The sequence below is a fragment of the Deinococcus phoenicis genome, assembly GCF_000599865.1.
GTDB classification, from domain to species: domain Bacteria; phylum Deinococcota; class Deinococci; order Deinococcales; family Deinococcaceae; genus Deinococcus; species Deinococcus phoenicis.
This window is the reverse complement of record NZ_JHAC01000005.1, coordinates 19,193-32,005: the sequence shown is the minus strand read 5'-3', so window position 1 is coordinate 32,005 and position 12,813 is coordinate 19,193. Positions and strand designations below refer to the sequence as shown.

General features: G+C 71.6%; 11 protein-coding genes and 1 riboswitch. Of the genes, 4 read left to right on the top strand and 7 right to left on the bottom strand.

Going from position 1 to position 12,813, the window contains the following annotated elements:
- Nucleotide 1: 1 nt before the first annotated feature.
- From DEIPH_RS01920 to DEIPH_RS01900, 5 genes are read right to left on the bottom strand one after another with little or no spacing between them, the layout of a single operon-like run.
- Entirely contained in the window at nt 2-958 is a 957-nt protein-coding gene (locus DEIPH_RS01920; protein ID WP_034352956.1) for a VWA domain-containing protein, read from the bottom strand.
- Nucleotides 959-998: 40 nt separating this feature from the next.
- The gene (locus DEIPH_RS01915; protein WP_034352952.1) at nt 999-2,003 is read right to left on the bottom strand and encodes a VWA domain-containing protein; all 1,005 of its coding nucleotides are present in this window, start codon (nt 2,001-2,003) and stop codon (nt 999-1,001) included.
- Nucleotides 2,000-2,911 (bottom strand): DUF58 domain-containing protein, encoded by a 912-nt coding sequence (locus tag DEIPH_RS01910; protein ID WP_235183144.1) that lies wholly within the window; start codon nt 2,909-2,911, stop codon nt 2,000-2,002. Before DEIPH_RS01910 ends, DEIPH_RS01915 begins: the two co-directional genes overlap by 4 nt.
- Before the next feature lie 46 nt (nt 2,912-2,957).
- Nucleotides 2,958-4,016, bottom strand: coding sequence for an AAA family ATPase (locus tag DEIPH_RS01905; protein ID WP_034352947.1), 1,059 nt, complete (start codon nt 4,014-4,016; stop codon nt 2,958-2,960).
- Nucleotides 4,016-4,387: a hypothetical protein gene (locus DEIPH_RS01900; RefSeq protein ID WP_152544735.1), complete on the bottom strand. Its 372-nt coding sequence runs from the start codon at nt 4,385-4,387 to the stop codon at nt 4,016-4,018. The genes DEIPH_RS01905 and DEIPH_RS01900 overlap by 1 nt, the downstream gene beginning before the upstream one ends.
- Before the next feature lie 416 nt (nt 4,388-4,803).
- Nucleotides 4,804-4,893, top strand: a riboswitch (cyclic di-GMP riboswitch).
- Nucleotides 4,894-4,904: 11 nt separating this feature from the next.
- Here DEIPH_RS01900 and DEIPH_RS01895 point away from each other — a divergent pair.
- The 4 genes from DEIPH_RS01895 (at nt 4,905) to DEIPH_RS01875 (ending at nt 10,943) form a co-directional block, all read left to right on the top strand.
- Nucleotides 4,905-6,149, top strand: coding sequence for a hypothetical protein (locus DEIPH_RS01895; protein ID WP_034352945.1), 1,245 nt, complete (start codon nt 4,905-4,907; stop codon nt 6,147-6,149).
- Nucleotides 6,150-6,304: 155 nt separating this feature from the next.
- A complete protein-coding gene (locus tag DEIPH_RS01890) occupies nt 6,305-7,873 on the top strand; it encodes a tyrosine-protein kinase family protein (RefSeq protein WP_034352944.1) in 1,569 nt (522 codons plus the stop codon).
- On the top strand, nt 7,870-9,624 hold the full coding sequence (locus DEIPH_RS18545) for a hypothetical protein (protein ID WP_051517074.1): 1,755 nt from the start codon (nt 7,870-7,872) through the stop codon (nt 9,622-9,624). The genes DEIPH_RS01890 and DEIPH_RS18545 overlap by 4 nt, the downstream gene beginning before the upstream one ends.
- Nucleotides 9,625-9,773: 149 nt before the next feature.
- Nucleotides 9,774-10,943 carry a glycosyltransferase family 4 protein gene (locus DEIPH_RS01875; protein ID WP_051517073.1) on the top strand — a complete coding sequence of 390 codons (1,170 nt, stop codon included), beginning with the start codon at nt 9,774-9,776 and terminating at the stop codon, nt 10,941-10,943.
- A gap of 123 nt (nt 10,944-11,066) precedes the next feature.
- On the opposite strand, the gene DEIPH_RS01870 is transcribed toward DEIPH_RS01875, so the two are convergent.
- A complete protein-coding gene (locus tag DEIPH_RS01870; protein ID WP_034352935.1) occupies nt 11,067-11,489 on the bottom strand; it encodes an RrF2 family transcriptional regulator in 423 nt (140 codons plus the stop codon).
- Between the two features lie 46 nt (nt 11,490-11,535).
- Complete coding sequence (hmpA, locus tag DEIPH_RS01865) at nt 11,536-12,780, bottom strand: NO-inducible flavohemoprotein (protein WP_034352932.1); 1,245 nt, start codon at nt 12,778-12,780, stop codon at nt 11,536-11,538.
- Between the last annotated feature and the right edge of the window lie 33 nt (nt 12,781-12,813).

The following is a 12,813-nucleotide window of genomic DNA, read 5'->3' as shown; positions in this document are numbered from 1 at the left end:
GCTAGAGAAGGCGGCGGGTAAACAGTTCCGAGACGGCGAGGCTGGCGAGCAGGACCAGTCCGGCCAGCGCCGCGACCGGCCCCGCGACCTCGCGCGGCTCCACCGTCCAGCCGAGGGAGCGGCCCAGGTCGCGGTAGATCGAGCTGAGCTGGGCCGCCGAACGGGCCTCGAAGTAGCGGCCCCCGGTGGTGGCCGCGATCTGCCTGAGCGTCTGGGTGTCCAGGCCGCCCCGGAAGCCGTTCCAGCGGTTGCTGCGCAGGTTGCCGCTCTCGGTGCCCAGGCCCACCGTGTAGACCTTCACCGCCAGCCGCCGGGCCTGGGCCGCCGCCGCCAGGGGATCGGAGCCGCTGTTGTTGCGCCCGTCGGACAGCAGCACGATGGCCGCTGCCGGACGGGGGGTGGCCGCAGGTGCGTCCGGGCCGCGTCCGGGCAGGGCGTGCAGCGCCTCCAGCAGGCCGTCACCGATGGCGGTGCTGTTCGCCATGGTCAGCCCGTCGATGGCCGCGAAAACCTGGGCATGCCGGGCGGTGGGCGGGGTGTTGAGCACCACGAAGCCCGCGAAGGAGGCCAGGCCGACCCGCGCGCCCTCCGGCAGCGACTGCACGAAGTTGCGCGCCGCCACCTGCGCCGCCACGAAGCGGTTGGGTTCGATGTCAGGGGACTCCATCGAGCGCGACATGTCGATCGCCAGCATGATCGTCGTGCGGTTGTCGGGGTGCGGCAGCGGGGCCGTGGGCCGGGCCAGGGCGAGCAGCGCCAGCGTCAGGGCGAGCAGGTACAGCACTGCCGGAAGGTGTCGCCGCAGGGAATGGGGCCGCCCGGCCGCCTGGGCCAGCAGCCTCAGGTCCGGGTGCAGGGCGGCAGCCCCGGCAGGCCGCGCCAGACCGCGCAGGTACAGCCACGCCAGCACGGGCACCAGCCCCAGCGAGACGAGCGCCCAGGGCCAGCCGAAGCTCATGGCCGCGCCCCCTGGGGCCTGGGCTGAAGCCGGGTGGGCTTCACGGCACCCTCCGCTGCCAGGTCAGCGCCAGGCCGCCGCCCAGCACCAGCAGCAGGGCGGCCAGACCCGCCAGCGGGCCGCCCAGGGCCAGTTCGTCCGGCTCCCAGCGCAGGGCCGTGCCGAGGTCGCGGTACAGCCGCCGCAGCGCTCCGGGGTCCGGCGGCGACAGAAATTGCCCGCCGGTCAGGTCGGCCAGGCGGCTCAGTTCGCGGGTATCGAACGGGACGAACACCAGCTGGCCCCCCACCCGGCTGACCGCGCCGCCCTCCCGGCCCAGGGCGACCGCGTACAGCTTGACCGCGTGGTCTGAGGCGAAGCGCGCGGCGATCAGCGGGCTGGCCCCCCGGTTCGAGATGCCGTCGGACAGCAGCAGAATCGCGCCGGGTGGGAGGGGCCGGGGGTCGATCAGCGCGGTCCCCGGGCCGGGCGGCGTCTCCAGCAGTTCGCGCGGGGGCACCGCCTGCTCGCGGCCCGGCAGCGCACGCACGCCGCTGACCAGGGCGCTGGCGAAGGAGGTGGCCTGTGCGGGCCTGACCCGGTCCAGCGCGTCGAGGACTTCCTGGCGGTCGGTGGTGGGCCGCACCAGCACCGAGGCGCTGTCCGAGAAGGTCAGGAACCCGATGCGGGTGGAGGCCGGGGCCACCCGCAGAAACTGCCGGGCCACCTCGCGCGCCGCCTCCAGCCGCGAGGGCGGCACGTCGTCGGCCAGCATCGAGCGCGAGGCGTCGAGCGCGATCATCACCGCCGCCTGGTTCACCGGCAGCCGGAGGGTCGCCACCGGCTGCGCGGCCCCGAACAGCAGCAGGGTCAGTGCGCCCAGTTGCAGGGCCAGCGGCCAGCGGGTGCGGTGCCGCCGGCCCCCGTGCAGGACCGTGCCCCGCAGGTGCGCGTCGGCGTAGGCCCGCGCCCGCTGCTCGCGGCGTCGGGCGGCGGCCTGCAAGCCCCAGGCGGTCAGGGGCAACAGCAGCAGCAGCCACAGCAGGCCGGGAAAGCCGAAGGTCATGGCTGCCGCCCCCGCCGCGCCGCCGCGAAGCGCAGCAGCGGGCCGACCGGGTCCTGCTCGGTTCCCAGGTCGAGCAGGTCCACCCGCGCCGAGTGCAGCGCCCGCCGCAGCGCGCGGTCACGTTCGCCCACCAGCCGGGCGTGCGCCGCGCGCACCCGCGGGTCCGAGGTGTCGAGCCACAGTTCCTCGCCCGTTTCCGGGTCGCGCAGCCGCAGCCCGCCCACGTCGGGCAGGGTGCGCTCGGCCGGGTCCGAGACGCGCACCGCCACCACGTCGTGCCGTGCGGCCAGCCGCCCCAGGGTGCCCGCCCAGCCTGCGGCCCCCTCCAGAAAGTCCGACACCACGAACACCAGCGCCCGCCGCCGCAGGGTGCGCTCGACGGTGGCCAGGGCCGCTGCCAGATCCGTGGGAGGGTGCGGGGCGGCTTCGGCGGGGGCCGTGCGGGCCAGCAGGTTCAGCACCGCCAGCGCCTGGGCACGTCCACCCCGGGGCGGGACCAGCCCGGCCCCCGGGCCGAAGGTGAGCGCCCCGATCCGGTCCCCGTGCCGCGTGACGACCAGCGCCGCCACCCCCGCGAAGTCCCGCGCCAGGTCGCGCTTGAGGCTGCGGCGGGTGCCGAAGTTCATCGAGGCGGAGGTGTCCACCACCAGCCAGGCGGTCAGCTCGCGCTCCTCGCGGTACTGGCGCACGTGCAGGCGGCCACTGCGCGCGGTGACGTTCCAGTCGATGCGGCGCACCTCGTCGCCCGGCTGGTACTCGCGCACCTCGGCCAGGTCGAGGCTGGGGCCGGAGAACAGGCCCCGGTAGTCCCCGAACAGCACGCCGTCCAGCCGCCGCACCACCCGGAACTCCAGTCGCCGCAGCAGCTGGGCGGGCAGCTCCAGCGGGGGCCGGCTCCCGGGCCGCACCGGCGGCGGGGCGACCGCGCTTCTGCGGCGTCCGGACCGTCCCGGTCTAAGCAGGCTCATCGCGGGTCACGACCGACGGGGCAACGCCATGTGGATCGCCCAGGTGAACGCGCGGCAGCGGCACGGCGCCGAGGACGCGGGCCACCAGGTCTTCCAGCCCGACCTCCTCGGCCAGCCCCTCGTAAGAGAGCAGGAGGCGGTGCCGCAGCACCTCGGGGGCCAGGTCACGCACATCCTCGGGCAGGGCATATTCACGCCCGCGCACGATGGCGAGCGCCTTGGCCCCCAGGATCAGGTTGATGCTGGCGCGCGGGCTGGCCCCGTAGGCGACCGCGCGGCCCAGCTCCGGCAGCCCTGCCCCGGCAGGGTCGCGGGTGGCCCGCGCCAGCGTCACGGCGTATTCGGTCACCGCCGGATGGACATACACCAGATCGGCCATCGCCTGCAACCCGCGCAGGTCCTCGGCGGACAGCTGCGCCGTCACCGGGACGAAGGCCTGGGAGACCCGTTCCACCACCGTCATCTCCTCGTGAAAGCCGGGATAGCCCACCAGCACCTTGAACATGAAGCGGTCGACCTGGGCTTCCGGCAGGAAGTAGGTACCTTCGGACTCGATGGGATTCTGGGTGGCGAGGACCAGAAAGGGGTCGGGCAGCGCGAAGGTCTGGACCCCGATGGTCACCTGCCGCTCCTGCATGGCCTCCAGCAGCGCCGACTGGATCTTGGCGGGCGCGCGGTTGATCTCGTCGGCCAGGATAAGATGGGCGAACACCGGGCCGAGTTCGACCTCGAAGGCCCCAGTTTTCTGGTTATAGATGCGGGTGCCGATCAGGTCGGCGGGTACCAGGTCCGGCGTGAACTGAATCCGGCGGAAGCTGGCCCCGATGGCCTCCGCGACGGTGCGGATCGCCAGCGTCTTGGCGAGGCCCGGCACGCCCTCCACCAGCACGTGCCCCCGGGCGATCAGGGCGACCAGCAGGCGTTCGAGCAGCAGGTCCTGGCCCACGATGACCTTCTTGACCTCGAACAGCAGCGTCCGCAGCCGCGCGGCGGCGTCCATGACGGCCTGCGGCGAGAGCGGGGTGAGGGGCGAGGGGCCGGGCATCAGGCCCTCAGGTCCGGGGCGGGCAGGGCCGGAACGCCGGGCAGCGGGGCCGGGCGGTCAAACGGTTGCAGCGGAAACAGCTCGCCGTCTCCGCCAGGACCCGGTGTGCCGGGTTGCAGCCGGTACATCTGGCCGTCTCTGAAGATCAGCACTGTGCAGCCTCCTTGTCCCGGAGATGAGCCGGGCGGCTGGGGGCCGGGCTGCTTCCCCGGCTCCCCCTGCTGGCGGGGACCGAGCGGAATCAGTTCGCGGGGGTCGTTCTGGGCCTGTACAGGCAAGGCTGCCCCTGCAGCGGCGGGCACGCCCAGGCGACCGGCCGCAAAGCCCAGCCCCAGCGCGCCCAGTGTCAGGCCCACCAGCAGCACTCTCATGCTGCTGCCGCGCGAACGGAAAAGAACGTCCGGTCTGAAACGGTCACGTCGGCCTCCTGAAGGCGCGGGACGGAAAGGCGTTCCCTCATTGCAGGCCCCCCGATTCTGGGAAAACGCTGAAGTGGAGCTGCTTCAGTCCCGGCTAGCGGTCGGGGGAGCCTGAAGGGGGCGCCCCACCGGTCACTCTGTTCCCTGTCAACCGTTGACGGCGTGGACTGGCCCGCCAGGCTGGCTCACGCTGCCACCCGCCCACTGACGGCGAGCAACCGGACTGGGCTGTGAGAATCTCAACAGCATCTCTCCATTTGTATGGGTAACGTAAGAGCAGATCCTTAACCTGTCTTCACAGAGTTGAGACCCCTCTGGATACCCCACCGGCTGGTGGCGCAGACCGCGCCGCCGAGGCCCCCGCCCATTCTCGAAAAAGGCAAACCCTCCGTGAGGAGGCGACGCAAAGCCACGGTACTCCCCGCCGTTCACGCTGCGGAGTAAGCCGGGTTACCGAAAGAAGGACGCCATGAGACGAATTGGAACCCTGGCCTGTGCCCTGACCCTGCTGCTGGCCGCCTGCTCGCAGACGCCGAATGTCCCCACGACCGCCGCCCTCCCGACCGGAGAAAGTGCCACTGGCAATGGCGGCGTGGACGAGGTGCAGGCCAGTGACGCGGCGGCGCAGGCGGCCACCCAGCGTTTGCAGGCGCTGGGCGCGGCGACGACCCAGACGACCCCGGCGGGCATCAGTGTCCAGGCCGGAGGCACACTGACCATCGGCGGCCAGCCGATGTTCCCCATGGGCTTTTATCACGTGTCCTGGGCCGGCAATGCTGAACGCCGGCTGCGGGACATGCAGGCCATCGCCGACATGGGGTTCAACGTCATGAATGCGGCTATGTTCGACGCCCAGGACGACATCCCCGGCTTTCAGGCCCTCCTCAGAAGCGCGCAGAGCCGGGGCATGAAGCTGTTGGTCGAGGACTTCAATGCCGTGTCCATCGCCGCGCTCAAGAATGAACCGGCGCTGCTGGGCTGGATGATCGGCGATGACTGCAACAGCCTGCTGACGCCGCAGCAACTTCAGGAGCGTCACCGGGCCACCAAGGCGCTCGACCCGGGACACCTGACATACGCCAGCATGGCCATCACCTTCGCCAACAGCCACGCCGCCTATTTCGGCAAGTCCGATGCCGTCGGGAACCAGTCTTACCCGGTGGACGGCGGGGACGAGGTGGGCGTCGTCTACCCGGTGATGAAGCGCCTGGTGGAAGAGTCGAGGGCCAACGGCACCCTCCCGATCGCCAACCTGCAAAGCTTCCGCTGGAAGGATGGCCGCCTGCCCAACGCCCGCGAACTCTACAGCATGACCAACCAGGCGCTCGGGGCGGGCGTGAAGGGTATCCTGTACTACACCTACCTGGACCAGACCAACGACCTGGCGACCCAGCCGGCGCTGCGGACCGAACTCAAGCGGCTGGCCGGGGAAGTCAAGTTGCTCTCACCGTTCCTGCTGGAGGGCCAGCGGCAGGACCTGAACGCGGGCAGCCTCGAAGCGCGCGCCACCCTCTGGACCTACAAGGGCCACCGGTATCTTCAGGTGCTGAGCCTCAGCGAGACGGCGCGGCAGAACGTCAAGATCACGCTGGGCGAGAAGACGGCGCAGCTGGTGCCCCTCCTCGCCGGACGCCCCACCGGGCTGCAACTGAAAAACGGCGCGGTGACGGGGGCGCTCACGCCGCTCACGGCCCAGTGGTACGAGCTGCGCTGAGCGGACTTGCTGCCCCTCAGCGGGCCGCAGGCGAGGAGGGCCGGACAGCGGGAAAGAGGCGGGCACAAAGCACCGGGCAAGGCAGCAGGCAGTAGGTTAGGCTGGCACAGAACCACACGACTTTCCCGTTCTAGCCCCTATCCGTAAAGGACCCTATGACCTCTGAACGGCCCAAAGACCTTGACCTGACGTATGTTCTCGGTGTGCTGCGGCGTGCGGCTCTCCCGGTGCTGGCTGCCGCGCTGGTCCTTTCCACGCTGGTGTATCTCTACTCGCGCACGCGCCCGGCCGTCTACCAGACCACGGCCAGTATCGCCGCGCTGCCCAGCGGTGGGGGCAACTCCGTCATCAACACCACACTGGTCACCGCGCCGCCGCTGCCGCCCCCCGTGGTGGAGCGGGCGGCCTACAGTCCGGCGGTGATGAACCGGGCGCTGGCCCTGCTGGCCAGCCGGGTCCCCGACTCGGCGGCCCGCCGGGCGCTGGTGGCGCAGGTCCAGGCCGAACTGCGCCGCGATGATGCGCGCACCGTCACGCTGGTGTCCGACGTGAACCAGGAGTTCGTCGGCGTGTACGAGGTCAGCGCGCGGGCCGCCACCCCGGAACTGGCCCAGGCCGCCGCCAACAGCTTTGCGGACGCCCTGCTGGAGTGGGACCGGCAGCGGGCGCTGGGGGGCGTGGCGCGGGCCAGACAGAATCTGCTGGCCCAGCGCGACGACCTGACGCGCCGCATCTCGCAGGCGGGCAGTCCCCTGGACGCGCGGTCCCTGGAGAACCTGCGGGGCGACGTCCTCCAGAAGTTGCAGCAGGTCGAGGTGCTGGAACAGACGGTCAGCGGCACCCTGACCGGCCTGGCGGACGCGGTCCGGCCCACCGAGGCGGTCGAGCCGCGCCCCTGGCGCAATGCCGCGCTGATCTTTGCGGCCAGCCTGTTTTTCGGCGTCCTGCTCGCCTTCGTGCTCGATCACCTGCGCAAGCGGATCCGGGGACTGGAGGATCTGCGCCAGTTCTCGGCCCCGGTGCTGGGCACGTTGCCCCCGCTGCCCCTGCGGACCAGTGACCCCCGGAAGGTGCTGTGGCAGTCGGGGCAGGGCGTGTTCCGCGAACAGATGGAGTTCGTGCGGGTGGGGCTGCTGGCGGCGCTGGCCAAGCTGCCGCATACGCCGGCCATCGTGATCTCGAGCGCGCAGTCGGGGGAAGGCAAGAGCACGGTGAGTGCCGGGCTGGCCGGCAATCTGGCCGCGCATGGGCTGCGGGTCCTGGTGGTGGATGCCGATGTATTCCGCAGGCGTCAGCAGCAGCTGTGGCTCTCGAACTGGAATGGTCAGCAGCCCCCCGCCCCCCGCCCCGCCGGGACGGGCCAGCTGTGGCCCGGGGTGGCCGAGGGCGTCGATCTGGCCGCACCGACCGAGCTGCGGCTGGACGTCGACCAGCTGACGCGATTCATCCGGGAGCTGGGCGGGGCATACGATATGGTGCTGGTCGATCCCCCGCCGGTCTTGCGGGTGGCCGACGCCCTGGCCCTCGCCGCCAGAATGGACGGGATGATTCTGGTGGCCGACGCGCAGGCGGGCCGTGCCCAGGTCGAGCGGGCCGTGCAGGAAGTCTCCCGGCTGCGCGTGAACCTGCTGGGGTTCGTGCTCAACCGCTTCCGGGAGACGGCCTCGCAGGGTGAATACACCTACACGTCTCTCTCTCCGGAGCAGGCGGGGGCACTCCGGTGACCCATCCCCCTCTGCCGGCGGATCGGGAGGACGGCGGGGCCGTGGAGCGCCCACCCGAGCTGCTGCGGCCCTTCCTGCACCGGGCCGCAGGGTTCGCCGCGCTGGTGGAGGGCGACGCACTTCAGGCGGCGCGCCTGGCCGGGCAGCTGGGCGAGCCGGACCTGGCCCGGGCACTCCTGGCCCGCAGCGGGGGGCTGCTCGACACCGCGGAGGCGACCCGGCTCCTGGCCGACCCCCTGCCCGGGGCGCTGCTGCGGGCCGCCCGGGCTGAGTTGCCGCCTGCCCCACCGGCCCTCTCCCTCCGGCCGGGTGAGCGGGAGATGTTCGTGCGGGGCCTGGCGGGCTGGCTGCTCAGCGGGGATGAAGCGCCCCTCCCGGCCGCGCCCCTGCCCCCCGCGCCGGCCGACGTCCCCCCGCTGCCGCCTGGGCTGTCGGTGTTGCCGGCCGCGCCGGAAGAAGAGCGCTGGGGCTGGGGCGTGGCCCGCGCCCTGGCCTCGGCGGAACGGGCGGGGCCGGGACACCTGACCCTCGCGTGCGCGTCCTGGAGCGCGCAACAGGGCGCGCTGCGCTTTCTGCGGGCGCGGTATGGCACTGAGGCGGTGGGCGACGAGGCCTGTCCGGTGACCGTGCTGGCCCTGGAGGACGTGATTCGCCTGCTGGCCGCCGCCTGGACCTGGGACCTGCCGCGATTCGCGCGCCTCCTGTCCGGCCCGCTGCTGCTGGACGGCCTGCACACCCTTGCGCCCGAACTGTTCGGCGTGGTCACGGGCCTGCTCTCGGACGCGGCCCGCGTCTTCGGCTGGACGGTGCTGGCGCTGCCCGGCGTCGAGGCTGACTGGCCGCCGGTCTTCCAGCCCTCGCCTGCCCCGTCCCCCGCCGAACTGTCGGGGGTGCTGACCGGGAACCCGGTGGCCGCAGGGCAGCCGTGCTGCGTGAGGGAGGAGGCGTCACCCCGCACGCTGCACGCGCTGGCCCGGGAAGTGTCGCGGCAGGCCGGGAGCCGGCTGGTGATGCTGTCTTCCCGGGCCAGCGCGGCCCGGCTCGCGGGACTGCTGCCCGGCAGCACCCTGCTTTCGAGCAGCCTGTGCCCGGTCCACCTGAGCGCCCAGGTCGAGGCGCTGCTCGAACGGCGCAGGCGCGGTGAGCCGGTGGTGGTCGTGGCGACCACCCTGCCGCCCACGTCCCTGGGCACCTTCGACACGGTCTGGCATCTCGTGGCCCCGCTGCCGCATCTGGTCGAGGCGCAGGCGCTCTGCCACGGGACCTTCCACCTCGTCCTGCTCTCGGATGTGGCGACGCCGCTGGCCTGGTCCGGGGAAATCACCCTGACCCGGTCGTTGCTGGACGCCGGAGGAACCCTGACCGACCCGGACACCCAGCGCGACTATGCCCGCCACCTGGCCGAACGCAAGGCGGACGCGGACTGGGCCACGGCGCGGTCGAACGAGCGCCGGGCCATGAACTACACCGCCCTGGCCTCGGAGCTGGTGCCCCGGCCCGGAACCTCGGTGCCTGTCTTCGTGCCCTACGATGAGGCAGCACGCCGGCTGATCGCCGAGGTGCGCGCCTCGCGGGTCTTTGCCGGTCCGGCGCTGCGGTACGCCGCCTGGCTCACCCGGGGCGAGGCGGCGCGGGCGGTGCGGCGCGGGCAGGCCGAGGCCCTGGGCTGGGCGCTGATCTGGCAGGCTCCCTATGACCCACGCTACGGTCTGGCCGGCGAGCTGGTCGCCCAGGCCGGGGCAGAGGAGTGAGCCAGCCGGGTGGGCCAGCCCGGGAAGCCAGACGGGCCAATCCGGGCGCGTTTTCTGCCCGGCCCATGGACGCCTCCGTGGGTGAACCGGGTCCCCGTGCCTCCTGGAGAACGGGAGCGGCCCGGTGGGTCCCCCAGGAGCTGCAACAGATGAGTGAAAAGCCACATATTGTCTACATCATTACCCGGGCCGAGCGCGGTGGAGCGCAGATGCACGTGGCCGAGCTGCTCGCCCTGCGGGATCGCGCGCGCCTGACCGTCGTTGCGGGTGAGGAAGGCTTCCTGCTCGCGGAGGCGCGGGGCCTGGGGCTGGCCACCCACGTCCTGCCCGACCTGCGGGTTCCCTTGCGGCCTGCCCGTGACTGGCAGGCTCTGCGGGCCATGGTCCGCTTGCTGCGCCAGCTGCGGCCGGATCTGGTGCACCTGCACAGTTCCAAAGCGGGGTTGCTGGGCCGGGTCGCCGCCGCGCGCCTGGGGATTCCCGCCGTCTTTACCGTCCACGGCTGGGCCTTTACCGAGGGGGTTTCGTGGCCACGCCGCCTGCTGACCTATCTGGCCGAACGGGTCACGGCTCCGCTGCTCGCAAGGGCCATCACCGTCTCCGAGTATGACCGCCAGCTGGCCCTGCGGCTGCGGGTCCTGCCCGCCTCACGGCTGGTGACCATCCACAACGGCTTGCCCGAAGTGCCCTCGGGTCAGCCGGGGGCGGGGGCGCCTTCTTCCCGGCCCCCTTCGGCGGCTCCGGTCCGGGCCATCATGGCGGCCCGGTTCTCGCCCCAGAAGGACCAGGCGCTGCTGATCCGCGCGGTCCGCGAGGTGCCGGACCTGGAACTCTGGCTGGTCGGCGAGGGCGAGCAGCAGCCGGCGGCGGAAGCGCTGGTGGCGGCGCTGGGGCTGACCGAACGGGTTCACTTCCTGGGGGACCGGGGCGACGTTCCTGCGCTGCTGCGGCAGAGTGAGCTGTTTTGCCTCAGCACCCATTACGAGGGTTTTCCGATCAGCATTCTGGAAGCCATGCGGGCCGGCTTGCCCGTGCTGGCCAGCGATGTGGGGGGCGTGGGCGAGGCCGTTGTCCCGGAGGTGACCGGACTGCTGTTGCCCCGGGGCGATCTGCCGGCCTGGATTCAGGCCCTGAAGCGCCTGACCACCGACGCGGCCCTGCGGCGGCAGCTGGGCGAGGCCGGGCAGCGCCGCTTCCGGCAACAGTTCCTGGTCGAACAGATGCTCGACCAGACCTGGGAGGTCTACCGGGACGTGTGGAACCGTCAATTGCGGGGAACCCCTGTCCCCACGGCCGTCACGAAGGCCCTTCGTCCCTGACTGGCCCTCCCGCGAACCGGGCCGCCTGCTCCTGCTGGTTGGGGTGAGAGAGGGGCCGCCCGGCAGCAGAGGAGGGGAGGGCGCAGCCTACCGAATCGCTGCGCCCTCCCCCTTCCCCGAAGTTCAGGCCAGTTCCAGGAGTGCCTGACCCGGATTTCCGGCCACGTCGGCCAGCGTGTACTCGTCGAGCCGGGCGTAAAAGGCCCGGTGTGCCTCATCCAGCGCGCACTTCAGGGCGCAGGCGAAGCGCAGCGGGCAGGTCTGCGAGAAACAGTCCACCACGTCGCCGGGCGGCTCGGTGGACCGCACCACCTCCCCGATGCGCAGCTCTCCCGGCGCGACGGCCAGCCGGATCCCACCGCCGCGCCCCCGGCTGGAGGTGATCCAGCCCGCCTTGCTGAGATGATGCACCGCCTTGTTCAGGTGGTTGTAGGGGACGTTGTAGCGCGCGGCGATGTCCTGCGTGGTCGCCTGCTCGTGCGGAGCCAGCCGCGCGAGGTGCATCAGCACGCGCAGGGAAACGTCGGTAAACCGGGTGAGCTGCATCCTGTGGGTCCCCTCCGGGCGGCACTCTACCCGCTGCCGCCCCGGCTTACCGTACTCCCAGCAACACGGGCGCGAAGCTCTGGCTGGGGCCGAAGGTTTCCGTGAAGCGCCGCTCGGCCGGAATCTCCAGCCGGTCCAGAATGCCCTCCACCGCGCGGGTGAAGCCTTCGGGGCCGCAGTAGTAGTACTCGGTGTCCCCGGCCGGCAGATACGGGCGCAGCGTCTCCAGCCGGATCAGTCCCGCCTCGTCGTGGTGCTCGCCGGGGCGGTCTTCTGCCGTCACGTCGGTGTAGTACACGACCTTGCGGACGTTCGGGTGGGTGCGGGCCACCTCGTTCACATGCTCGCGGAAGGCGTGGTAGCCCTGGCCCAGCGCCGCGTGGACGAACACCACCGGGCGCGCCGGGCCGGAGGCGACCAGGGCATTCAGCATGCTCAGCATCGGCGTGATGCCGACGCCGCCGCTCAGCAGGACGACCGGGCGGTCCGAGTCTTGCAGGAAAAAGTCACCCGCCGGGGTGTGGACCAGCAGCTCATCTCCCTCCTGAACCTCGTCGTGCAGGTAGTTGGAGATCAATCCGCCGGGCGCAAAAGGCTCCCCGACCGGGGCCAGTTCGCGCTTGACGCTGATCCGGTACGTCTGGCCGTTGGGCGCGTCCGAGAGGCTGTACTGGCGAATCTGGCTGGTGTCGCGGCCCGGCACCTGCACCTTCAGGCTGAGGTACTGCCCCGGCTGGAAAGGCGGCAGGGGCTGACCGTCCACCGGCTCCAGCACCAGCGACGTGATCACGCTGCTTTCCTGCACCTTGCGGGCCACCCGGAAGGGCTTGAAGCCGTGCCAGCCGCCCGGCTGCTCCGCCGCGCCTTTGTACATCTGCCCCTCGACGCCGATCATGATGTCCGCGAGCTGGCCATAAGCGGCGGCCCAGGCGTCCAGAATCTCGGGCGTGGCGGCCTCGCCCAGCACCGCCGCAATCGCCTTCAGCAGGTGCTCACCCACGATGGGGTAATGCTCGGGCAGCACCTCCAGGCTGACATGCTTGGTGGCGATGCGGCCCACCATCGGCCCCAGCACCTCGGGCCGGTCGATGTACGCGCCGTACGCCAGGATCGAGGCCGCGAGGCTGCGCGCCTGCCGCCCGGTCTTCTGGTTTGCCGGATTGAAGATGTTCAGCAGCTCGGGATGGGCCGCGAACATGGAGGCGTAAAAGTGCCGGGTGATGGTCTCGCCATGCAGCTCGAGGGCGGGAACGGTGGCTTTGACGGTGGCAAGTTGTTCGGGAGTCAGCATAAGTTCCTCGGAAGGAAAATATGCCTTTAAGAA